We start from the raw sequence: 24201 nt of genomic DNA on the forward strand, positions 1-24201 counted from the left end.
ATTGCTGTATTGCAAGCATAGTCAGCTTTTAAAGATAAATTATTGTTTTATTGGTCAGCAATAATTGTCTGTTTTTTCTTTAATTTTACATGACAAGTTCGGAAGAGCCAAAATACTTAAATGTAACAAAAAAATACATAAGTCGGCAGGTGTAATTAAATATCAGACTTATCGAGGTTGAATTGAGCCACGAAACCCACAACCAGCATAGGTGATCAACTGGACTAACCTATATTACAAATCATTAAGCCGATTGACAGCCTTTCTGAGCATTCTCAATGAAGTGTAACCTAATTTGCTATCGACGACCGACTCCCCAAAACCAGAGACTTTGTACCTCACCATTAAGATAACTGCTATCAAAACGCGGATATCACTGCCAATAGAGTTCGGTTTTACTGTTATGGGATGAGCATTAACGGGGGTACTATTCTAGGTAAGGAATTTGTATCTAGTCAGTGATGAAGACGATGTTAAAGGGGTCTTTACCGAAATTAAGCGATATTTTCCCGCCGACTGACCATCAGGACCGGGAAACCTTCACCCCCAATGCTTTTTATCCTAATTTATCAGAATGGCTCAAGCGCTCGCAACTGAAAGCGGAAAGTGAGTGGTTCGCAGCGATCGCCGCTTTAGAAAATATCTTATTACAAAACCAAAATAATGCTGCCGCCAGTCGGGGTTTAATTCTCTCCGGTCCGACGGCTTTAGTCAGAGAAAGCAAGGCTTTAACGGGTTTTGAATTTGGTGTTTTTACCGTTAAAGCTTTAAAACATTTACAATGGCTGGGTTTGCAATTGCCTTCTCAGGAAAAATCCGCCGCCGATATTTCCCCGACGGAGATTCATGAATTGCCTCTCTTGCCAACGGATCCGATTGCTAATGAAAGATTTTGTCTGGTTTTTAGCGAAAGTTTCTCTCTTTTGCTGGTTTTAGGCGAGGATCAGTGGGGTTTGTCCTCTTTTCAATTTTCCTTTGATCCCGTCCTCACTCAGCAAGCCTGGCAGCAGTTGCGGCAACGATTAGTTAATCTGCGTTATCCGCAAATCGGGACTTTAGAGGCAATTATCGAGGCTAATGGCAGTCCCTCGCCGGATTACCGTCTAGTTAGCCAATTTAGCCGCCAATTACTGCAAAATTTACCCAACCAGCCTAATTTAGACCTGAAAAAAACGAAATCGCCTATCAATGCCGAAATCACTCCGCCAAAGGAAGATAATTCTAATTTAGAATCGGGTTGTGATTTGGAATTATTGCGAGCTTTAACCCACGAAATTCGCACCCCTTTAACCACCATTCGCACCATTACCCGATTATTATTAAAACGGGCAAAAGTAACGGAAGATGTGCATAAATATTTAGAAACAATCGATTTAGAATGTAGTGAACAAATTCAGCGCATGGAATTAATTTTCCGAGCCGCAGAATTGGGTATTAATCCTCTGGTAGATAAACCAATTCAATTAATTCCAATTGCTCTAGAAAAAGTCTTTCAAGATAGTATTCCTCGGTGGCAAAAACAGGCTAAACGGCGCAATGTCAATTTAGAAGTTAATGTACCGAAAAAATTGCCTTCGGTAATTACTGACCCGAATTTATTGGATCAAATGTTAAATGGAGTCGTGGAAAAATGTACTCGCAGTATGGCTAGTGGTGGCCTGTTGCAAGTACATATATCAACGGCAGGAAATCAATTAAAAATGCAGTTCCAAACTCAGGTAAAATCGACTAATCTTACCCTCAAAGCTTTGGGAAAAGTCTTAATGTTTCAACCAGAAACGGGCAGCTTAAGTCTGAATATGAAGGTAACTAAAAACCTTTTTCAAGCTTTGGGAGGTAAATTTATTGTGCGTGAAAAACCCGAAGAAGGTGAGATTTTAACCATTTTCTTGCCCCTCGGACGCATTAAATAAGTTGGGATTATTCTGAATTTTTCATCTTGTAAAATAGGCAAAATTGCCAAGAGGATGCTATACTAGAGCAACAAATAATATTGATAGTTGCTATGGAAAAAACTGTTTTAATTTTAGGTGGCACCGGTCGCATTGGTCAAAGTGTCGCCCTAGATATTATTAATCATACTGCAGCTAAAATTATTATCACAGGACGCAAGGAAAAATCCATTAAATTACTGCCAAGAATGCAGTTTTTGGCTTTAGATTTAGAAGAAATAGACAAGCTTAGACAGGCAATTAAAAATAGTGATTTAGTTATTCATTGTGCCGGTCCCTTTCATTATCGCGATGGCAGGGTAGTAAAAATTTGCATCGAAGAAAAAGTCAATTATATTGATGTTAGTGATCATCGTTCTTTTTATCAAAAGTTAATCCCCTATCGAGAATTAGCGATAAAAGCGGGAATAACTGCCGTGGTTAATACGGGAATTTTCCCGGGTATTTCTAATAGTATAGTGCGGGAGGGAGTGGAACAGTTAGATAGGGTAGAAACGATCCGTTTAAATTATGCCGTAGCTGGTTCAGGAGGTGCGGGATTAACTGTGATGCGGACAACTTTTCTCGGTTTAAAAAAGCCTTTTTTAGCTTGGATTGAGGGACAATGGCAAGAGATTAAACCCTATACTGCTAGAGAAGTAATTGACTTTCCCGCTCCTTTGGGTAAAACTGGTGTTTATTGGTTTGATATGCCAGAAACCTATACTTTTGCTGAATCTTTTCAAGCGCAAAATGTGATCACAAAATTTGGCTCTATTCCCGATTTTTATAATCATTTAACTTGGATTACTGCCCATGTTTTTCCTGATGCTTGGGTAGAAAGTTCTCGGGGAATTGAGTTTTTTTCCCAAGTTAGTTATCGCATGACAGAAGTAACCGATAAATTTTCGGGAATTGGGGTAGCAATGTTAGCAAAAGTGGCCGGATGGCAAGGGCAGCAAAAAGCAGTTTATCAAGCAACTATGCTTCACGAGAATACTGCTCAAGCAGCCGGCTGGGGAACTGGCAGCGTGGCAGAATTAATCTTAGCGGCAAAACTCCAAAAAGCCGGGATTTATCCAGTGGAACAGGTGTTATCCACAGAACTATTCCATGCTACGATGAAAAAAAGAGGTATTAAACTCGATCGCTCCTGTGCAATTGTGGCTTAGAAGATGAAAAAAATCTGGCGTTACCTAGGGCTGTTTTGTTTAGTTTTGTTACTGACTTTATCCCCTATCTTCATGATAGCGGCCCAGAATAATCCTGCTAAACAAGGACAGGAAACACCCCTGGAAACTTTGGGAGAAGTTTTTCCCGTCATGCTTGATAATCAAGAACTTTTTACGATTCGGCAGGGAATAGGTTCTTTTTCAGCGCAAGAAAGAGCGAAATCGATTACAGACAGAATTGAAAAAATTGCCGATGACGATGCTCTTTCTCCTGAAGATTTAACCATAAAAATTGATCCTGAAGACAAAAACCCTTCGATTATTTTGGGAGATACGGTTATTGCTACTATTACTTCTAAAGATGCCAAATTACACTCAGTAAGTCAAGAAGTATTGGCCGAACGAGCTTTAGCAAAGATTAAAGCGGCCATTGTCCGTTATCGTCAAGAACGTCAACCGGATAACCTCTTCAAAGATGCAACTTTGACGGTAAGTGCTACCTTAGCCACGGTCTTAATTTTCTGGGTAATAATTTTTATATCTTCGCGGGTTTTTCCCCAGATTCAGAGATTAATCACCTCCCTAGTTCCTGGGGTCGTATTCCAAAATTTTGAGATTATTAGTTCCCAAACAATAGGAATTTTTTCCCTAAGAGTTTTGCAATTTATCCGAACTCTAATTATTTTAACTATTCTCTATTTTTATTTAACTTTTGTCCTTCGTCTTTTTCCCTGGACTAGAAAATTTGGTGATGGTTTTCTGCAATACTTTTTTAGTGCTTTGGAAGTTATTTCCCAAGAGATAGCAAAATATTTACCCAATATTTTTATTATACTGATAATTGTTTTCATAACTCACTATCTGTTGAGAGCAATTAAACCATTTTTCACTGGATTGGAAAGAGAAAATTTAGTAATCCATGGTTTCTATCCCGATTGGGCAAAACCAACCTATAATTTACTGTCACTGCTGATAATTGCCTTAGCTATAGTCATCGCTTTTCCCTATCTACCCGGATTTAATTCTCCTGCTTTTCAGGGGGTTTCGGTATTTTTAGGGGTGCTATTTTCCTTGGGTTCTACCTCTGCTATCGCTAATGTGGTGGGAGGAATTATTCTCATCTATACCCGCTCTTTTCAACTAGGAGATAAAATTTCTATTGGTGATGTTATTGGAGATGTGATTGAAAAAGGATTATTAGTCACCCGTATTCGCACACCGGCTAATAGAATTATCACGATTCCTAATTCATCGCTGTTAAACACCAATGTGATTAACTTTAGTGTCTCTCAAAGGGAATTCAAACAGCCTTTAATTTTGCAAACCACAGTCACTCTCGGTTATGATTTACCTTGGCGTAAGGTTCACGCAACCCTGAAAGAAGCAGCCCTAGCAATTGAATTTATTGTCTCAGAACCTGCTCCTTTTGTCTTGCAAACCAGTCTCGATGATTTTTATGTCAGCTATCAGCTAAATGCCTACACCGATCATCCTAGCAAAATGGTGTATATTTATTCTGAATTACATCAAAATATTCAGGATAAATGTAACGAAGTCGGTATCGAAATTATGTCTCCTCACTACAAGGCTCTCCGGGATGGCAATCACAGCACTATTCCTGAAAATTATCTGCCGGAAGATTATCAAAGTCCTGCTTTTGGTATTCAGTCAAATCCTCAGAAGTAATAATTTTACTAATAGCTTTAATCGCATTTGTCAAGCCCTTTTGAGTTATTGTTGATAATTCTTCACCAAATTCACAATTAATAGCAGGAATAAATATTCCCCAGGCCCTGGGAGTTTGTTGATAAATTGCTTGAGTTAATGCTAATAAAGAAGCGGGACTTTCTGCATGACCTAAATTATTCCATTCGGTAACTGCCGCTAATTTTTCTATCCAGATACCGGTTTGATTAGATAATACTGCATCAACAAAAATAACTAGGGAAGCATCAGCTATATCCGCCGCTAACTCAGGAGTCAATTGATGGGTAGCGATGACTTGCACATTAGGCAAATTCTCCTGGGCGATAATTTCGGCTATTCTCACTCCCACTCCGTCATCATTTCTTAAAGTATTACCGTAACCGATGAGCAGTATTTTAAAATTATTCATGGTTAAATAGAGGGAACAGGAGTTGGAAACTTAAGTAGCTGGTTATAATTAAATTAAAAATAGATTTTAGGTTTGATCCCCCCTGCCCCCCTTGATAAGGGGGGTGCCGATAGGCGGGGGGATCTGAAAGTTTTTAATACCTTTAACCTAATCGATTTATCTACTTCGATGCTCCGCTACTTCCCTAAACCTTTTAAACAGGATTTAGTATTAGAAGTATGTTGTCTTGGCATTTTGTGTGTTAATTTAGCATAAAGAGTAAGGAAGGGCCATGAAGACTATCTCTTTTCTCTCACCCAGAAATCATCTCTAGGCGAACCAGAAAATGCTGATATTCAATTAAGTCTAGAATTTAGTCTAGCTATGGGGAGAATTGCCTATTTAAGCGACTTTTTTCCCTAAAATGACTACATCAGCCAGAAAATCGTCTAGAGCGGCAATTTGAGGTAAATAACCCCATCGTTGAAAGCCGAATTTTTCAAAGAGACGAATACTGGCCTGATTGTGGGCAAAAATAATACAGATAAGATTAGATATACCCAATTTCGGACAGCAATTCAGGGCATATTCTACTAATAATTTACCGATTCCACGACCTTGATAATCGGGGGCAATATATAAACTAACCTCTGCCGTTTTTTGGTAAGCGACACGACCATAAAACATCTGTAAACTCAGCCAACCCACCACACGACCTTCGAGCGCTATTACCCAGATGGGATACTGTTCAGGATCGTGCTTTTTAAACCATTCTCGCCGACTTTCGAGGGAAATAGGCTTTAAATCTGCGGTTGCCTTGCGAGTGGGAACAGCAGCATTATAGATATCGATAATTGTTGGTAAATCTGTCTCTTTAGCCTCGCGAATAATCATAGAATATCAAGTAAGATGAAGTATAACCTAATTTTGCCTTGTCTCCTAACTTCTGAACTCTCCTATATCTCTCAATCTTACCTTAAAATTGGGTTTGATAGCGGACGGTAAACTCATTCAAATTGTAATCGTAGGAGAAGCGGATAAAAGACTGGGAATTAACTCGATAGACGGTTTCCAAATTGGGAAGAATATTAAAATCCGTTGCTCCGATCACATTACTAACCGCATTCTCCACATCATACACGACTCCTTGCGCTAAGAGGGGAATTGCCAACTGAACCACTCCAAACTGAATTAATTGTTCTGTATTTTTCCCCTGTAAACCATTAAAAACCGACAGCAATTGTTCCCCCAAAAGTCGAACGATTTCCCCTTGGCTGCGGGGGGGAGTGCTGGTTAATTTAACTAGAGGAGTATTAAGCAATCCCTCATCTTCACCTCTAGCAAAAGCCACTGCTTGTAGACAATTAGCAGCTTTTTGTAATTCTGTATCTGTATAGTTTTCCTCCAGGGGAAAAGGTGGACTATCGGGACGAATTTGGCACACTTCATTGATATTACGTCCTAAATTTGGTAGCAAGCGGTTTAATTCCCCTTCAACGCTGAGGGTGACATCAATCCTTTGAATGCGATTGAGGCTATCATCGGGAATTTCATTACTAGGAAAATCCCCCCCCGGACGGGAGATAGCAAAATCGCGAGATTGAGAAAATTCGCTGAGAATTGTTCGCAGTTGAATATCAACAAAGGGATTAAAAAGTCCCAACCCGCGACTAGAATCGAAAACAATAACATTTTGATTGCGTCGGTTAAGAAGAAAACGAGTATCGATGTAGCTAACCCGTCCTCGCTCGAGATTAATCACTCCATTGGTTTGTAATTTCTCCAGTGAAGTGAGCGAACCGTTCAAGGTTAAAGCACCACTAAAATCAAATTGATACAAAGGTTCTTGTTCGATTGATAATCCCGCTAAAGACACTTGGAAATTATTTAAAACCGGAGTAATATTTGTCGCCTGAGGAATGTTGAGAGGCTGCAGCCAGCGACTCACCGGTTTATCCGTTTCTTGATTAATTTCTGCTGTGCGAGGAAGAAAAACTTTACCCCTAGAAAGACGCACATTCCCTCCGATAATTGGTTGCTGAATTGTTCCAGTTACCAGGGCATTCCCAGCAATTAATCCCCGATAAAGACCATTAATTGCTATATCTCCCTCTTGAATATTAACTGTTAAGGGATTAGGATTATTTTTGATGGCTTGAAAGAAAGGTAAAACTCCCACCACAGAAATTTGTCTATCAGCGATCGAGCCTTGTAATTCCTCTACTGTTAAGCTTTCAGGGGTTAGACCAATGCGGCCATTTACGGTTAAAATCTCTGGAAAAGCAACACTGCGGATAGCAGCATTATCGAGAGTAACTATACCATTTGCTTCTAAATCTTTGATTTTTAAACCCTCTTTTATATCTAATCTTCCCGTCGCTGAAAGAACTACCTCTCCCTCACCGTTAACCCATTCAATGGTGTTTTGACTGATAGCTTCAATTAATTTAATTGCATCGGTTCCCAATTTTGCTTGGATTTTTAATTGATCATTACCCGGTAAGGGAGGATAGGGAATGCTGGCATAGAGTTGGATTGATTCCGAGGAGGTTGTCCGCAAATCAAAACGATACTGATTATAGGTAAATAAACCAATTATATCTTGATTAATATTTTGGGCATTAATTGCACCATCAATAAAGGCAAAGTTACCCTGAATACGAGGATTTAATAAGGTTCCTGTAATTTGTCCTTGAGTTTTTAGACTACCGGATACATCCAAGGGAAACTGCACAAAATTTCTCAAGAGATCGAGAGAAAGATTTTCCACGGCAAAAGTTCCCTCTACTTTTTTTAGGGAAAAATCACCCGCTAAAAATACGGAAGAATCTCGTGATTTTAATCTAATCGGTTCTATCCTGAGCAACTGACGATTTAAGTTAAGATTAATTGTTACTTCATCAATCGGAATTAATTGGGTATCGGTGGTGACAATTCCCAGAGGGTTAACAATATTTACCGTCGGTCTTTGGGGGCGCCATTCCCATCTATTGCCCTGAAATTTTACGCTAAGATCGGGATTTTTTAAAGTCCCAGTTAAGGCTATATTTGCTTGATAACTGCCGCGAAAATCTAGTTCAGAAGGTATCCCGACTACCCCTCTTTCCCTTGCTAATTGCTGGATTATTTCTTCAATTTTTGCCCGCAAATTTACCTGTTGTGCTAGGGAAGCTTCGGGATTACCTACTTCTAGGGGACTAAGTTGAATAGCTGGGTTATTCTCTGAGGAGAAAAAGTTGATTAAACTGGTTAAATCATAGATACTAGCAACTGATAATAAATCTTGAATATAACCTTGATCTACCCTCAGTTTAGCTTCTATTGCTTGGGTTTGCCAATTAAATAAACCTTGCAGATTATATTGACTTGCACCCGCTTGTAAACTACCTTCTTGCAGTTGAACTATGGAATCCCGATAAACCAAATTTGCCGTTAATTTTTCCCCGATTAAGTTACCTAAACTAGGTCGATTAATCTCTAGTTGTCCCTCACCCTGTAAGTTAAATAAATTGATGTCTAGATTAGCATTCACTTGTCCAGCAATAATCCCCGGAATATTGTAGGCTGCCGTGGGAGATATTTTCAGCATTTCTAGGGGAAAATCGGCAATCTGAACATTTAAATTTTCTCCGCTTCGTTTAGCTGTTGCTAAAAAAGGAGTTTTATTTCCAAAAGCTTGGCGAATATTTATCCCTAAGGGAAGATAGGGCAGCAGGCAATTATTTTGTTGACAAGGATCGAAAGTTAGGTCAATAATGTCCTGATTTCCCCGCAGATTTAAACTAATATTTTGACCGATTCCTGCTTGCATACTTCCTTTTAAGATAGGTTCAAAGGGTCGATCATTAATGCTAAAGTTAGCTAAATTTATATCTCCTTTGATTTGTATATTTCCCACTTTTTGCCACGCAGTTAAGAGATTTTTTCCTGTGATTTTTCCTTGAAATTCTCCGAACCCTGTCAGTGTCGATTCTCTGGGTTTCAAACGAGGATCGATCGGTAAAAGCGATATAATCTGATCTAAGGGTATAGTAGAAAAGTCAGTTTTTGCCTGTAGATTTAAGTTAACCTCAGCGATATCAGGTTGACTGGTAAGATTAGCTAAAAGAATATTTCCGCGCACATCAAAGCTATTTTCTCCCCACTGTGCCGAAAGATTGTTAACCTGAATCGGTGTTACTCCCTGCCAAATTTCTTGAATGTTTCCCGCTAAATTGGCCTTAAAATCTAAGTGAGGAATCGAGATTGATTTTATTCCTGGTAATTGTCCTAGTACGGCAGCGGGATTAAGATTAGCGGCAATAATATCACTTTGCCATAAATTATTATTCAGTTGTCCCTTAGCTTTAATTTCTCCTTTAGCCACATTAATACGAGAGTTAAAAACTGCTTTAATACTGCTTAAGTTGAGTCGTTTTTCTAGCAGGGAGTCGAAAATAGTTTGGGCATTTCCTGTTGCTTGAAAACTGGTTTGGTAAATATTCAAAGGTATGGAAATATTAGTCTGAAAATTCTCTAAACTACTGAGAATATTAAAAATCCCGTTGTTTAACTGAATATCAGTATTAATCGGATTATTATCCACTAACAACCGAGTATTTACCCTAGCATTGACGGTGGACAAATTAGGGATTTTTCCCGCTAGTAAATTATTGATTGCACCAGTGAAATTGACTTGGGTTTTTCCTAGACTAACAGGAATATTTATCTTGGGTAAAAACGGATTTAAGTTAATCCCAGTCGTATTAACTATACCGCTTAAAATACCTTGTTCCAGTTGGGCTGTCGTTCTTAGGGATTGACTATTGACAAATAATTGTATATCCCCTTGTCCGCGCCAAGTTTGTAAATCCGTTAAAGTACCGCTAATCAGAGAATTTATTCTGCCAGCAAAGTTAATTTTTGTCTTGCCTAAACTGACGGAAACTGTTAAATTTTCCACTAGAGGATTGAGACTAATTCCCCCGGTGTTGACTGTTCCTGTCAGGAAACCTCGATTCAGTTTGGCTGTGGCAATTAAAGGATTATTATCCACTAATAACTGCATATTACCTTGACCTTGCCAACTGCTGAAAATATTATTTTTATTATTCAGTAATTCCCCTAAATAACCTTGTAAATTAATCTGTGATCGCATTAATTTAACCTGGGTTGATAAGTTAGGCAATAGGGAATTAATCGGCAATCCCGCTAAGACAGCTTTAGCCTGAATATTTCCTTGCAATACTTGACTATTGACGAAAATTGTGCCTTGTTTACCGCTAATTCCTAAGTTAGCAATTCCGTTTAAAGTATTAATATTAAGTTGGTCAATTTTGCCACTAAATTGAATATTAGCTGTCTCTAAATTTAAGGGTTCTAAGGTTTCTAGGTAGGGGCAAATACTATCTAAATATTGACAAACAAGAGGCACAAAAGGAGTCAATAAAAAGTTATTGCCCGTGATTTTTGCCCGGACTAATTTGCTGGTAAAATCACCATTACCATTAACCTGTAGTTTGCCGCCATTTGTTTTAATGACCGTATCGGTTAAATTTATTTTGTTGCCCCCTAAAAATACTTTACCCTCCCCGGCAACATTGAGTAATCCTGACTGATTAACCGTGGGTATTTGCCAATTAATTAATAATTGTGGCAGTCCTAAACTACCCCTAGCTTTAATATTAGCTTGCAGATCATTTATATTAATTTTAGCGGGAATTGTCGCGAATTGAGATAAGATTTTTCTCGTGGGAAAATGCGCTTGTAAATTCAAATTAATCGGCATTTTTGTCCCGTCAAGAGGTTGATTTTTTTGCAGGGATTGCAGAATATTTAACTGCAATTTTCCTTCCCCTTTAATTTCTCCACCTGCGACGGGTTTAATTTTAATTTTATCTAAATTAAGACTATTGAGATTTGTTTGAAAATTACTGGTTATTGATTTAATAGGAATTTGCTCAAAAATAATCGGTTTGCTGCTGCTAACGGTTCCTTTAATTAGAGGTTGATCTAATTTTCCCGTCACTTGAAAAGTAGAGCGTGCTTCTCCCCGTAAATCTAGAGGTGATTGCAGATAAATAATTCTTAAAAGCTGTTGTAAATCCACCGATTCTAGAGCGACATTGAGATGATAACCAGTTTGCCAATTTACTTCTCCTCTCACCTCAGTTTTAATCTTGCCAATAGTTGCGCTCGCCTGTTCAACTAATACTTTGTCTCCCTGTAAATTTAACTTAGTAGTTAGCTTAATTGGATACTGGAAGGGTTGGAATTTTCCCGCTACTTCCGTCACCTGAAAATTGCCATTACCTTGACTTTGATTTAGCTTTGCCCAACTGGGAATATTGAGAGCAATATTAGCATTTACTTGTCCTTGATTTAATTGAAAATTGCGATTAGGAATTAAAGTTAATAGTTGACTTAAGTTTAAACGGTCGATCTGAAGATTAGTTAGGCTTTCACCCGTTTTTAACGCCGTTTCTCCTTGAATTTTTACTTGACTTTTGAGGATTTCTGCGCTAAAATCGTAGGTGAGAGGCTGCCTTTGATTATCAATAAATCTTCCTTGACCATCGGCCTTAATTTCTATCGGTTTTTTCAGGGCATAGGGTTGGATAGTAATAGCTCCCTTCTCCACCTGAAAACCCAGATTTAACCTAATGGGTGCCTCCCGATCAAAGTTACTAGCTATTTTTTCTAAATTATCGAGCCATTGACCATTTTTATCCTGATCGAGATAAATACTGGGATTAATTAACTTGACATCAACCGGCAGCGGCAGACCTAAAAGTAAGGGCAGCGGATTTAATCCCAATTCGATCGCATCAATAGATAAACTATCAGCAGAATTGGCCGTAGCTGGAATTGCCGATTTACCGATACGAATCCGATTAAAATAAAAGCCCTCTATCTTACCTACCCTGACAGGTCTGTGCAGCATTTCACTGAAGATATTGTCTAAAATTGGGGTTAGACGTTCATAAACTAAATAACGAGTCGTAAAATAGCCAAGGGAGGTAATTCCTAGGAGAGTAATTCCCCCGACAATTAAAGTAGAAGGCCGGCGGACAAATCGACCGATACTCAGAAAAAGATTAGGACGAGGAGAAGGATCACCGGGGGAGTTACTCATAATTGTCTACCTCACACACACCAAAGAAAGGGCAATGGCTCACCAGAGCTAATGAACTATGATAATTCACCGCGGCACTGATAGCCCTCAATCGATTAATTGCAATTTTTTAGGCAATTATTGGGCTTAAATCCTGTGAGGAAGTCAAGGGCTGCGGCCAATTAAAAGCCTCTCTACCCATCTTAGCCTAAGACTCGAATGGCTGGCTAAAATTTTCGACAATCCGCCAAAATCTCGCCAGTTTCAACAGCCAACCGAATGAATATTGATCCCCCCACCAGTTTAATCAGAATATTGCCAGGATAAATAGGTTCGGAAATTGAAGATTGAGAGAAAAGTTGTGCGGACAGACAACAATCCGGCGCAGTCTGGAACAACGACCGGAAGCATTCAGTCATAGAATGTTGGGATTAGCACGTCTATTTTTACTGCAAAAATCGTCTTATAGATTAAAGATTATGAAAGCCAGATTATCGATCGCCCTAACCGCCCTAATGACCTTGGGCATAACTGCCACACCAGCGGCCAACTTTGACGAACAGGACATCGAGCAGACCCAGGTAGTAGCGATCGCTCGTCCCTACGGAGGTAATAAATTTGACCTGCTAGTCTTGGAACAAATCCAGGGAAAACAGAAGTGTTGGAACGAAAGCGGCTCAAATCCCGTCATGATCGACCCTCTACTCCTCAACTTTGACTTTACCGGCATTTGTCGCCGCGCCACCGATAGTAATGGTTATTCTATCCGTCTCGATGGCCGGGATTTTGGGCTAGATTACATCCTGCGTATTGTGGAACGCAATGGCGAATTATACTTAGTGGGAACTCCCCGGGATGCCCGCAGACCGGAATTAGTGGTGGGAAGAACCCGAGGAATGCAAACAGGATTTATGAAAATTATCCTCGAACCGGGTTGGAGATTTAGCCGTCGTACTTTCCAAGGCAAAAGTTTAGGCCACTTCTACTTTAGCGGCAAAGAAGCGGAAGTTCTCGCAGCCACCGGCAGACCTCCCGTCAGCGAAACCACTCCTCCCCCCACTTCTGGGGCCAGTTTTCAGGATATTAGCGGCGATATCTATAAAACTGAGATCGAAAAAGCGATCGCGCTTGGGGTAGTGGCTGGTTTTAAAGAAGATAACACCTTCCGCCCCGAAAATCCCGTCACCAGGGAACAATTCGTCTCGATGATTATTGAGGGGATGGGAACTGTCACCAAAATTAACCTAGAAGATATTCCCCCCGGCAGCGGCAGTTTTAACGACGTAGAAGCGACGCGCTGGAGTGCCAAAAAAATCCAATGGGCCCGGGCTAATGGTATTGTTGCCGGCAAAGCTAACGGCGAATTCCGCCCCACCGACCCCATCACCCGGGCCGAATTGATGGCGATTCTCAAACAGGCCGCCACCTACCTGAAAACTCAGCAAAAACAAGCCCCCGATTTAGCCCAAACTAAAACTCCCGTCAATTTTTCCGATACTTCCGGTCATTGGGCCGCCAGTTTAATTACCCAGATGTCGGGATTTTGCGGTGTGGCCTCTCCCTTGAACGAACAGGGTAGTTCTTTTGTACCAAATGATCCCGCCCGTCGTAACTACGCGGCAGCTGCCATCGTCCGTACCCTCGATTGTGTTAAAACCGCCAAAAAATAAGTAGGGTTTGCGGCAAAAAGTTTTTCCTAGGAGTAGGTTGTCGGGTTTCAGCCATTTTTGGGTGGTCAATTACCTAAAATTCAGGGACTTTTTCCCTGAATTTTCCCCCCGCTCACTCCCAGTCCCGGAACTTTTTGATCTCAAAAAGGCCTAAAGATATTATCCAATTACTGATGACTGATGACCGATGACCGATGACTGATTACTGATTACTGGTCACTGATTACTGATTACTGATTACTGATTGTGGTTATTAATTTTTACTTTAGGTATGCCGTCGAGTATTCCCGCTAGACTGGAAAATAATGCACCTCGGCTAGACAAAATCCTATGGTAAAGCTGCTCGAAAATCCTCTCCGAGTGGGATTGCGACAAGAAAGAACCCCAGAACCCTTAATCTTAGTCATTTTTGGGGCATCAGGAGACTTAACCCAAAGAAAACTGGTTCCTGCCCTCTATCAACTGAAACGGGAAAGACGACTGCCGGCCGAATTAACCATCGTCGGTACAGCGCGCCGAGAGTGGAGTCATGATTATTTTCGCCAACAGATGCGCCAAGGCATCGAAGAATTTTCCGACGGGATTGGCAGTGAGGAATATTGGCAAGACTTCGCCCAAGGGTTGTACTATTTCCCCGGCAACATGGACGACCCAGAAAGTTACGCCAAAATGAAAGTCTTTCTGGAAGAACTAGACGGAATCCGGGGAACTCGCGGCAATCGAGTCTTTTATCTAGCCGTCTCTCCTAATTTCTTTCCCCCCGGTCTTAAAAACCTCGGCGCGGCCGGAATGCTGAAAGACCCGATTAAACACCGCTTAGTGATCGAAAAACCCTTTGGCAAAGACCTCAGTTCTGCCCAAGTTCTCAATCGAGTCGTACAAGAGGTTTGTCAGGAGAACCAAGTTTATCGCATTGACCACTATTTAGGCAAGGAAACCGTCCAAAACTTGCTGGTGTTCCGATTTGCTAACGCTATCTTTGAACCCCTCTGGAATCGTCAATTTATCGATCACGTCCAGATTACCGTGGCCGAAACCGTGGGAGTGGAGGAGCGGGCCGGATATTACGAAAAATCGGGAGCTTTGCGCGATATGGTGCAAAATCACCTGATGCAGTTATTCTGCTTGACGGCGATGGAAGCACCCAACGCTATTAACGCTGATAGTGTCCGCGGCGAAAAAGTCAAAGTCCTGCAAGCGACTCACTTGGCCGATATTAATAACCTAGAAAAATCCGCCATCCGCGGCCAGTATAAAGCCGGTTGGATGAAAGGAAAACCCATTCCGGGCTATCGGGAAGAACCGGGGGTTAATCCGGAATCGACCACCCCCACCTACGTGGCCATGAAATTAATGGTAGATAACTGGCGTTGGCAGGGTGTCCCTTTCTATCTGCGTACCGGTAAACGTCTGCCGAAAAAAGTTTCCGAGATTGCCATCCAATTCCGCCATGTGCCGTTATTAATCTTCCAATCGGCGGCTCAACAAACTAATGCAAATGTACTGAGTATGCGAATCCAGCCTAACGAAGGTATTGCCCTCCGTTTTGAGGCGAAAATGCCGGGGTCAGAATTACGCACACGCACGGTAGAAATGGACTTTAGTTATGGTTCCTCCTTCGGTGTTGCCAGCGCTGATGCCTATAATCGGCTACTTTTAGACGCTATGCTGGGAGATCAAACCCTATTTACCCGTTCTGACGAGGTAGAAGAAGCATGGCGCATCGTTACTCCCGCTCTCGCCGCTTGGGACGCTCCCGCCGATCCCGCATCCGTACCCCAATACGAAGCGGGTACCTGGGAACCCACAGAAGCAGAATTTCTCCTTAACCGCGATGGCCGTCGTTGGCGACGACTCTAAAACAGTGAACAGTAATCAGTAATCAGTAAACAGTAAACAGTGAGCAGTAATCAGTGAGCAGTAAACAGTAATCAGTAAACTAAAAACTCACATCTGATAACTGATAACTGATAACTGATAACTGATAACTCACACCTGATAACTGATAACTGGTAACTGATAACTGATAACTGATAACTGATAACTGATAACTGACATGACTACCCAAAGCCCCCCCATTGTCTCCCTGCAAGCACCGAAAGATGTTTCCATCGATGTGATCGAGCAGGAACTGCGCGATATCTGGCAATCCTATAATAATAATGAGGATGGTATGGCCGCCACCCGGGCCACCACCTTTAGCTTTATTGTCTATGAACCCGATGCGGTACAGGAATTGTTAACCCTTCTCGGCTATTACACCGGCCCGATTGATGGTATTGCCGGTCCGCGAACCCACGCCGCCATCAAAGTCGCCCAGAAGGACCTAGAACTAGAAGTAACCGGACATTCTAGCGATGAATTTGTCGCCAGGTTAAGGGCGGCCTGGGAAGCGGAAAAAAACGCCGAGGATGGGGCTAATCATCGTCAATACGCCGCCGATTTGGATGCGATTGGAGTGGCAGATGCAATCGCTGCCTCCAATCCCTGTCGCATTATTACCCTCTGTCCCACTGCCGAGGCCGATGAAGGGGTAAAAGCCTCTGTTTCTGCCTATTGTCCCGTTAACAAACGTAGTCAGAACACTTTAGTTTGCTGTGAATACGTTACTTTAAGCGGTACAGCGGAAGCTTTGGAACGAATTGGCGGCATTATTTCCGAGTTAACTATTCCCAGTTTGCCCAAATTTCTCTGGTGGAAAGCCAGTCCCGATGCGGAATATGGACTATTTAAGCGTCTGGCCAGTCAATGTGATACGATTATCGTCGATTCCAGCACTTTTCGGGAACCGGAAACGGAACTGCTGCAAGTGGGGGATTTATTAGCCACAGATGTACCATTAGCTGACCTGAACTGGAGTCGTCTCGCTCCTTGGCAAGAACTAACCGCCGAGGCTTTTGATCCACCGGAGCGCCGGGATGCTATTCTGGAAGTCGATCGCATCACTATTGATTACGAAAAGGGCAATCCTTGTCAAGCTTTTATGTTCCTCGGTTGGATGGCCAGCCGGTTACAATGGCGACCGGTGGGATATAGTCACCGGTCGGGAGATTACGCTATTCATCGGATTAGCTTCCTCGGTCAGGACCAGCGTTTAATTGAGGCGGAATTAGCCGGTGTTCCCGTGGCCGATTGGGGTGAAGTACAAGGAGATCTGATTAGTATTAAACTCACTTCTACTAATCTTCAGGCTGATTGTTGCACTGTAATTTGTTCGGGAACTACCGGCTGTATGCGGATGGAAGCTTCGGGAGGGGCCCAATCTTGCCGGGTTGAACAAGTGTCCCATCTGGAAGACCAAAAAACAGAAACTCTGCTAGGTAAACAGTTACAGCGTTGGGGCCAGGACGTGCTTTATCAAGAAAGCATGAAAGTCACCGGTGCTATCCTCAAATTATCCCAACCAGATTAGCAAATTAGCGACAATAATCCCACCCACTTTCAAGAGACCTTGTTAACAAGGTCTCTCGATATTTATCCGGCAGTCAGCACCTGATTAAAACCGATAATTGTAGCTTTTCAGAAAACAGGTTATTATAAAGACAGAGCTTTGCTTTCAAGGGGTCAATATGGTCGCAACCACTGAGAAACGCTACACAGTCGCAGAATACTTTCAACTAGAGGAAGCTGCCACCGACAGACACGAGTATCGAGATGGAGAAATTATTATTATGACTGGGGGAACTCCTAACCATAATCGCATTGCCTTGAATTTCTGTAGAAAATTTCCCTTAACTATCCAGAATCAAGCCTATGATATATTTATCAACGATCTACGCTTGGCCATACCCGCCTATAATATGTACACCTATCCCGATATTATGATCGTTAAGGGAGAACCAATTCTTGAAAGAGGACGCACCGATACGATTACCAATCCACAGGTGATTATCGAGGTTTTATCAAAATCTACTCAAGACTATAATCGGGGTGATAAGTTTAAATTTTACCGTTCTCTTGATAGTTTTGAAGAATATATTTTAATTGATCAATATGGTTATTATATAGAACAGTTTCATAAAAGAGGCGATCATTGGGCATTCCGGGATTATCACGATCAAGAAGCGATTTTAACTCTGTTTTCTCTAGATTTTCAAATATCCCTGACAGATTTATATCAGCGGGTGGATTTTACCGCGATTGAAGTATCCTAATGATACTAAATCCGTTGAGTATAGGCTACATATCAGGATAGGCAATAGGCAATAGGCAATAGGGGCTATAGATAATCAGTCTTTAATAAACAGATTTAGTATTATAATTCATAATTCATAATTCATAAAAAAAGGCGGGCCAGGACCCACCTTGTTTAAACCTTAGATATTAGAGATAATTAGGCCTCATCGAGAGCGGCAATACCGGGTAAAACCTTCCCTTCGAGTAATTCCAAACTAGCGCCACCACCGGTGGAAATATGGCTCATTTTTTCCGCCACTCCCACTTTTTCCACCGCCGCTACCGAGTCACCACCACCGATAATAGTAGTTGTACCAGTAGCGGTTAAATCGGCTAAAGTGTGAGCGATCGCATCTGTACCCGCCGCAAATTTATCGAACTCGAACACCCCCATGGGGCCATTCCAGAGGACAGATTTACAGTTAGATAAAGCTTTTTGGAAAACTTTAACTGATTCAGGTCCAATATCCAATCCCATCCAACCATCGGGAATATTTTCGACCTTGACGATTTGGGACTCGGCATCTTTATCGAATTTATCCGCTAACACCACATCGGTAGGAAGGAGGAATTCCACTCCTTTTTCTTTAGCTTTCGCTTCCAGGGATTTGGCTAATTCCAGTTTGTCCTCTTCCACCAAAGACTTACCAACACTTAAACCGCGGGCCTTGTAGAAAGTAAAGATCATACCGCCACCGATGAGCAGTTTATCGCACTTTTCTAATAGAGTTTCGATCACGCCAATTTTACTAGAAACCTTAGAACCGCCGATAATCGCCGCTAGGGGACGTTGGGGAGTTTCAATAGCTGCTTGTAGGTAGTTTAACTCTTTTTCAATCAAATAACCCGCCACCGAGGGGCTGAGATAGTGGGTAACGCCTTCCGTGGAAGCGTGGGCGCGGTGGGCGGTACCAAAAGCATCATTAACGTATAAATCGGCATTAGCGGCTAATTTTTTGGCAAAATCGGGATCATTTGCCTCCTCTTCACCGTGGAAACGCAGATTTTCTAAAAGGGCCACTTGACCGTTAGACATTTGGCTAATCGCTGCCGTGACTCCCTCACCAATAGAATCGGGACACATGACTACTTCTTGGCCCAGTAATTCCGAGAGACGTTTAGCCACAGGAGTCAGACGCAAATTTTCTTTAACTTGACCGTCGGGACGACCCATGTGGCTGCATAAAATAACCTTAGCCCCTTTTTTAATTAAATCCTCAATAGTTGGTAGTGCCGCCCGAATGCGGGTATCATCGCTGATTGCCCCGGTGGCTTTGTCCATGGGAACGTTAAAATCGACCCGGACTAAAACCCGTTTGCCCGCTAAATCGGCTTCTGTCAAATTCGCTACTGTTTTTTTTGGCACAGCCCATAACCTCCTAGATTGCTTACCGTACAATAAAGATTAAATCAGGGTATCGCTACTTGCGGCAATTACTTTGACAAAGATTATTTCAGATTTGGGGATCAGTTTTGCAGTTCCAAGACCGATTTGCCCAGAAAAATTTGATTGGAGAGACTTGTTAATTATGTTTGAGACGATTTTATTTCCCATCGACCACAGCCGCGAAAGTCGTGACGCTACCAGTAGTGTGATCGAATTAGTCAAAATCTTTGACAGTCGTTTGGTGCTGTTGTCGGTGGTGGAAACGACACCCACCGGAGAAATTGCCGCCGACGATAAGATGAGTTCGATCGAAGCGGTGGATAGATTGTTACAATCGGCGCGAGCGGTTTTCGCCCAAGCTAACATCAATGCGGAAATGATTGAAAGGGAGGGAATGCCTTCTTTTGTCATCTGTGATGTGGCCGATGAAATTAATGCTCACCTGATCGTTATGGGTTGTCGCGGTTTAGGATTAACCGGCGAAGGCGTGTCCGAAAGCGTCACCACCAAAGTTATTAACCTTGCCCCCTGTCCGGTGTTGATTATCCCTTAATCAGTGACCAGTTATCAGTGATCAGTTATCAGTGATCAGATGTGAGTTGTCAGTTCACTGTTTACTGGACGGCTACGCCGTGCCTTTGGCAACACTGAAACAAAGCTCCCCATCTCCCCCACTCCCTACTTCATAATTCATAATTCATAATTCCCACTCCCCACTCCTGTCTTCTGAGAGAAATGTAACGAATTGTGAGAGTTTCAGCCGTCAACCCTTGAAAACTCGATCGATGGGGTTGCTTGAAGTAATTCTTAGGCCTAAAGTGTAATCTTAAAGTTTTATGATCAATTTTCCCGTTGATCGGAAAAAGGAGAACTCAAACACAATGGCTGAAACTGGATACAAACAGGTGGTGACACCCTACAATGATGATCCGTTCATTGGTCATCTAGCTACCCCCATTTCCGCTTCTGGTTTTACCAAAGCTTTTATTGGTAACTTACCTGCCTATCGTCCCGGTCTAGCTCCGATTCTGCGCGGTCTAGAAGTGGGTATGGCCCACGGTTATTTCCTCGGTGGTCCCTGGGTTGTCCTGGGTCCCTTGAGAGACTCTGAATATGCTAATCTCGGCGGCTTAATCCCCGCTTTGGCCATGGTTCTCTTGGCTACGGGTTGTTTAGCTAGTTATGGTCTTGTCTCCTTCCAAGGTAAGGCCGCTAGTGGTGATCCTCTGCAATCGGCCGAGGGTTGGAGTCAATTCGCCGCCGGTTTCTTTATTGGTGGTATGGGTGGCGCTTTTGTGGCCTATTTCCTCCTAGAAAATCTTGGTGTCGTTGATGGCATCATGCGCGGGGTTTTTAATCAATAATTAACCCTTTTTCTACCTGTTATCATTTCCTTATTTTTTTTCTAGGAGCATTTGACATGACTGGTGCCTACGCAGCTTCTTATCTGCCTTGGATTTTAATCCCGATCGTCTGTTGGTTAATGCCAGCCGTGGTTATGGGTTTGTTATTTATCTATATCGAGAGTGAATCCTAATTTAGCTCTAGGATTCCTACAATTAAGAGCTTGGAAATTAGCTATTTAATAGTTAGTTTTCAAGCTCTATTTTCTGAAGAAAAAGGAAAAAATTGACCAGATGAAAATGGGTAAAACACTAGACCCCACACCCTGGGGCCAGGGTGCATCCCACATTTGCAGAAATACCGACAATCAGCAATTATACTAAATCCGTTGAGTATAGGCTACTTATGAAGATAGGCAAAAGGCACTCATGCAAAAGGCAAAAGGGGGGATAAATAATCAGTCTTTAATAACCGGATTTAGAATTATCAGTGACTCTTAAATTAGTACAAAAATATGAACAATCGCCTGTAAGCATCTCACAGTTAACCTAATGCGCGGGGGGTTTGGGGGGTAGAACCCCCCAAAAGCTTGGATTGAGTGATAAAACTGAAAGTAACACACCCAATTTTAGGAGAAAGTTTCCCCTGAAAAATCCCAAATTAGTAGATTGACAAAAATGATACCAAATCCCTTTTTAATAGTGTGATTAACTCTCAAGTTATGAATTGTTTCTCCCCACACCCCACACCCCACACCCACGAAAAACTTTTTGCCGCAAACCCTACTTATAAAGCGGTTAGATAGCGGATTTTTTCCAACAAGAGGGAGGGTTGAATGGGTTTGAGGAGATAGTCGTCAATGCCATGACGACCGAGGAAATTAACGCTGATTTCGGGGGTATCATTCAAGATTAGCACTTTACTGGCTTGAGTTTGGCTGGATTTTTTTAAGAGATGACAGAGATGATATATATCGGGCATTTTTCGATCAACAATTATAATACCTGGCTGCACGATCTCAATTTTTTTGATAGCGGAGACACTATCAATTAACCAAATAACTTGATAATGTGCCACCATCAATAACTCACAAATAAGATTGGCAATTTCTTCGTCACTTTCAATCAAAACTATAGTGGGATGGTGGTGATTAAAATGGGGATTATTATCCGAGGGTTGGGGTTGGGATTTGGGAGGCTTTTGTTGAGGTAAACGCACGGTAAAGATGGAACCTTTATCTAAGCAAGATTCTACCTCGATCGTGCCGCGATGCAGTTCCACTAATTGTTTAGTTAAAGCCAATCCTAATCCCACACCACCATAACGACGTTTGCGAGAGCCATCCAATTGGGTAAATTTTTCAAACAGAAGCGGTATTTTTTGAGCAGGAATGCCGATGCCCGTGTCCTCTACCTGAAAAATGACCTGACTGCCTTCTTTCCACAGTCTCAGCGTGATAGCACCCTGTTCGGGGGTAAATTTCAGGGCATTTTTTAACAAGTATAAAAGTATCTGCTGAACTCGATCATAATCGGCATAAAAATAATGCTCTTTTTCGGTTATTTTCATCTCTAAAATTAGATTAATTTCTTTAATCTCTGCCTCTGTTTTAATAATCTCTAAAACATGATTACAGAGATATTTTAGCGAAAATTGTTTAATATCTAAAACAGCTTTCCCCGCCGAAAGTTGCGAGAAATTAAGCAAATCATTGATTAATTCTAATAGTTTATTGCCGTTATCCTGAATAACTTTTAGATAGTTTTTTTGTTTGTCGGGAGGTAAAAAATTATTAGCTGCCGAGCATTTTTGCAGGGTACTGGACAAACCGATAATACAAGTTAGGGGAGTTAATAACTCATGACTCATATTATTTAAAAATTCACTTTTGCAGAGGTTAGCGGCTTCTGCGGCCATTAAAGTATCTTGTAATTCTTGGGTTCTTTCTATTACCCGGCGTTCAAAAATATCTTTTTGTTCCTGTACTTGAGAATATAATTGCGCTTGATAGATAGCGATGGCGAGATGTTCACCAATCTGACCTAAAAATTTCTTTTCTTGCGGCAACCATCGGCGTTTTTCTCCACATTGATGGGCAATTAATAAACCCCACAATTCTTCTTGTACCACAATCGGGGCGATTAATTTTGATCGCACTTGGTGTTGTCGCAAAAATTCGGACAAACAGAAGGAAGAAGAATAGTTAACATCCACATCATCCACGGCCAGAATTAATCCTTGACGATACTTTTCCTTGTATTGGGGAATATAGGAAAAACAATCGTCTTCGGGGGTTAAATTTAACACGGAATTTATCTGGTCAGAAACGCGCGACTCGGAAGTTATTTTTCCCTTTCCCTCGCCGGTACCGGGGAAAAATTGATAAATTAACAATCGGTCCACTTGCAAAAATTCCCGCGCTTCCCTGACCACGGTTTCCAGAATCACCGGTAACTCCAGACTCTGACGCATCTGGGTGATGACTTGGTTTAATAATCTTTCCTGTTGGATTTGTTGGGATAGGGCAGCTTCTACCGGTTGACAAACGGAGAAGATGCGGGGACAACCCCCCTCTGCAGACGGAGAAGAAATTATCGAGAGAATTTTGACTAAAATTTTATTTTGAAAACTGCTGACATTATTGGATAGAGGCAGATTTAAAATTTGATAACCCTGCTGAATTTTTGGGTGGTGGAGAGACTTGACGGACAGTCCTTGCAGAAAGTTTTTAATCGTGTTCGCTTCAAAACTAATGCGGACTTCGTACTCAAAGTTATGTGCTTGGGGACTGGCTAACAATAAAACTTGTAGGTCGGTGGAAAGCAAGAGTTGATAGATTTCCCCCGTCTTTAGGGGCAGCTCTCTTTCACTGAGACTAATCCTCGGCGCTGTCACCTGTATTGCCAACTGTCCCCACCAAGAACGAATTTGTTGGAGGTGAGTAGATGACAACACTTGACAGCAAACATAAGCGGGAGAAGCATTCATTTATCATTTATCAGTTATCAGTTATCAGTCATCAGTCATCAGTCATCAGTTACCAGTTACCAGTTATCAGTTATCAGTTATCAGGAGGCAGGAGGCAGGAGGCAGGAGGCAGGAGGCAGGAGATAGGGTGGTGGGGTGTTGGGGTTTTAGGGTTTTAGTTGAAATTCCCCCACTTCCCCACTTCCCTACACCCCAGTCATCAGTAAGGTGTTGGGGTTTTAGGGTGTTGGGGTTTTAGTGAAGATTTTGCTTAATCCCTATCCCCTATTCCCTAATCCCTATTCCCTGTTCTTTAAATTGCCGCAGACAGATATAATCATCTCTATCTACCTAAGAATGATCCCT

At 41.8% G+C, this 24201-nt stretch carries 15 protein-coding genes; 10 read left to right on the forward strand and 5 right to left on the reverse strand.

All coding sequences use genetic code 11. The annotated features are described in order from the left end of the window. Window positions 1-470 precede the first annotated feature (470 nt). The 3 genes from LW728_RS08435 to LW728_RS08445 all read left to right on the forward strand — a co-directional run bounded on the left by LW728_RS08435 (window position 471) and on the right by LW728_RS08445 (window position 4789). Entirely contained in the window at window positions 471-1913 is a 1443-nt protein-coding gene (locus LW728_RS08435) for a sensor histidine kinase (RefSeq protein ID WP_287766238.1), read from the forward strand. Between the two features lie 92 nt (window positions 1914-2005). Beyond that, window positions 2006-3103: a saccharopine dehydrogenase family protein gene (locus tag LW728_RS08440; protein WP_287766240.1), complete on the forward strand. Its 1098-nt coding sequence runs from the start codon at window positions 2006-2008 to the stop codon at window positions 3101-3103. A 3-nt stretch (window positions 3104-3106) separates the two neighbouring features. Further along, complete coding sequence (locus LW728_RS08445) at window positions 3107-4789, forward strand: mechanosensitive ion channel family protein (protein ID WP_287766241.1); 1683 nt, start codon at window positions 3107-3109, stop codon at window positions 4787-4789. On the opposite strand, the gene LW728_RS08450 is transcribed toward LW728_RS08445, so the two are convergent. From LW728_RS08450 to LW728_RS08460, 3 genes are all read right to left on the reverse strand, one after another. Beyond that, entirely contained in the window at window positions 4716-5219 is a 504-nt protein-coding gene (locus LW728_RS08450; RefSeq protein WP_287670175.1) for a hydrogenase maturation protease, read from the reverse strand. The two genes, LW728_RS08445 and LW728_RS08450, sit on opposite strands and share 74 nt — an antisense overlap. A gap of 381 nt (window positions 5220-5600) precedes the next feature. Further along, window positions 5601-6092 carry a GNAT family N-acetyltransferase gene (locus LW728_RS08455; RefSeq protein WP_287709777.1) on the reverse strand — a complete coding sequence of 164 codons (492 nt, stop codon included), beginning with the start codon at window positions 6090-6092 and terminating at the stop codon, window positions 5601-5603. Between the two features lie 82 nt (window positions 6093-6174). Further along, window positions 6175-12312 (reverse strand): translocation/assembly module TamB domain-containing protein, encoded by a 6138-nt coding sequence (locus tag LW728_RS08460; protein ID WP_287766243.1) that lies wholly within the window; start codon window positions 12310-12312, stop codon window positions 6175-6177. Window positions 12313-12770: 458 nt separating this feature from the next. On the opposite strand from LW728_RS08460, the gene LW728_RS08465 reads away from it, so the two are divergent. From LW728_RS08465 to LW728_RS08480, 4 genes are all read left to right on the forward strand, one after another. Further along, complete coding sequence (locus LW728_RS08465) at window positions 12771-13961, forward strand: DUF3747 domain-containing protein (RefSeq protein ID WP_287670180.1); 1191 nt, start codon at window positions 12771-12773, stop codon at window positions 13959-13961. Between the two features lie 330 nt (window positions 13962-14291). Next, window positions 14292-15821: a glucose-6-phosphate dehydrogenase gene (zwf, locus tag LW728_RS08470; protein WP_002802729.1), complete on the forward strand. Its 1530-nt coding sequence runs from the start codon at window positions 14292-14294 to the stop codon at window positions 15819-15821. A gap of 196 nt (window positions 15822-16017) precedes the next feature. Then, window positions 16018-17373 (forward strand): glucose-6-phosphate dehydrogenase assembly protein OpcA, encoded by a 1356-nt coding sequence (gene opcA / locus LW728_RS08475; protein ID WP_287766245.1) that lies wholly within the window; start codon window positions 16018-16020, stop codon window positions 17371-17373. Window positions 17374-17530: 157 nt separating this feature from the next. Continuing rightward, window positions 17531-18115: a Uma2 family endonuclease gene (locus LW728_RS08480; RefSeq protein ID WP_287766248.1), complete on the forward strand. Its 585-nt coding sequence runs from the start codon at window positions 17531-17533 to the stop codon at window positions 18113-18115. 179 nt (window positions 18116-18294) lie between these two features. On the opposite strand, the gene LW728_RS08485 is transcribed toward LW728_RS08480, so the two are convergent. Then, a complete protein-coding gene (locus LW728_RS08485) occupies window positions 18295-19503 on the reverse strand; it encodes a phosphoglycerate kinase (RefSeq protein ID WP_287766251.1) in 1209 nt (402 codons plus the stop codon). Window positions 19504-19666: 163 nt separating this feature from the next. Here LW728_RS08485 and LW728_RS08490 point away from each other — a divergent pair, with 163 nt between their 5' ends. The 3 genes from LW728_RS08490 to LW728_RS08500 all read left to right on the forward strand — a co-directional run bounded on the left by LW728_RS08490 (window position 19667) and on the right by LW728_RS08500 (window position 21061). Next, window positions 19667-20077, forward strand: coding sequence for a universal stress protein (locus LW728_RS08490; RefSeq protein ID WP_002802733.1), 411 nt, complete (start codon window positions 19667-19669; stop codon window positions 20075-20077). Window positions 20078-20405: 328 nt separating this feature from the next. Then, window positions 20406-20888, forward strand: coding sequence for a photosystem I reaction center protein subunit XI (locus LW728_RS08495; protein ID WP_002802734.1), 483 nt, complete (start codon window positions 20406-20408; stop codon window positions 20886-20888). 56 nt (window positions 20889-20944) lie between these two features. Then, window positions 20945-21061, forward strand: a complete 117-nt coding sequence (locus LW728_RS08500) for a photosystem I reaction center subunit VIII (protein ID WP_002737043.1) — start codon at window positions 20945-20947, stop codon at window positions 21059-21061. A 593-nt stretch (window positions 21062-21654) separates the two neighbouring features. On the opposite strand, the gene LW728_RS08505 is transcribed toward LW728_RS08500, so the two are convergent. After that, window positions 21655-23856: a hybrid sensor histidine kinase/response regulator gene (locus tag LW728_RS08505; protein ID WP_287668136.1), complete on the reverse strand. Its 2202-nt coding sequence runs from the start codon at window positions 23854-23856 to the stop codon at window positions 21655-21657. Between the last annotated feature and the right edge of the window lie 345 nt (window positions 23857-24201).

It is taken from the genome of Microcystis sp. 49638_E5, assembly GCF_021300285.1.
In the GTDB taxonomy this organism is placed as follows: domain Bacteria; phylum Cyanobacteriota; class Cyanobacteriia; order Cyanobacteriales; family Microcystaceae; genus Microcystis; species Microcystis aeruginosa_C.

Coding starts and splice junctions, on each gene's coding strand:
- LW728_RS08465 (WP_287670180.1), top strand. CDS start 12,771: ATGAAAGCCAGATTATCGATCGCCCTAACCGCCCTAATGACCTTGGGC.
- LW728_RS08455 (WP_287709777.1), bottom strand. CDS start 6,092: ATGATTATTCGCGAGGCTAAAGAGACAGATTTACCAACAATTATCGAT.
- LW728_RS08435 (WP_287766238.1), top strand. CDS start 471: ATGTTAAAGGGGTCTTTACCGAAATTAAGCGATATTTTCCCGCCGACT.
- LW728_RS08460 (WP_287766243.1), bottom strand. CDS start 12,312: ATGAGTAACTCCCCCGGTGATCCTTCTCCTCGTCCTAATCTTTTTCTG.
- LW728_RS08490 (WP_002802733.1), top strand. CDS start 19,667: ATGTTTGAGACGATTTTATTTCCCATCGACCACAGCCGCGAAAGTCGT.
- LW728_RS08445 (WP_287766241.1), top strand. CDS start 3,107: ATGAAAAAAATCTGGCGTTACCTAGGGCTGTTTTGTTTAGTTTTGTTA.
- LW728_RS08495 (WP_002802734.1), top strand. CDS start 20,406: ATGGCTGAAACTGGATACAAACAGGTGGTGACACCCTACAATGATGAT.
- LW728_RS08505 (WP_287668136.1), bottom strand. CDS start 23,856: ATGAATGCTTCTCCCGCTTATGTTTGCTGTCAAGTGTTGTCATCTACT.
- LW728_RS08500 (WP_002737043.1), top strand. CDS start 20,945: ATGACTGGTGCCTACGCAGCTTCTTATCTGCCTTGGATTTTAATCCCG.
- LW728_RS08450 (WP_287670175.1), bottom strand. CDS start 5,219: ATGAATAATTTTAAAATACTGCTCATCGGTTACGGTAATACTTTAAGA.
- opcA (WP_287766245.1), top strand. CDS start 16,018: ATGACTACCCAAAGCCCCCCCATTGTCTCCCTGCAAGCACCGAAAGAT.
- zwf (WP_002802729.1), top strand. CDS start 14,292: ATGGTAAAGCTGCTCGAAAATCCTCTCCGAGTGGGATTGCGACAAGAA.
- LW728_RS08480 (WP_287766248.1), top strand. CDS start 17,531: ATGGTCGCAACCACTGAGAAACGCTACACAGTCGCAGAATACTTTCAA.
- LW728_RS08440 (WP_287766240.1), top strand. CDS start 2,006: ATGGAAAAAACTGTTTTAATTTTAGGTGGCACCGGTCGCATTGGTCAA.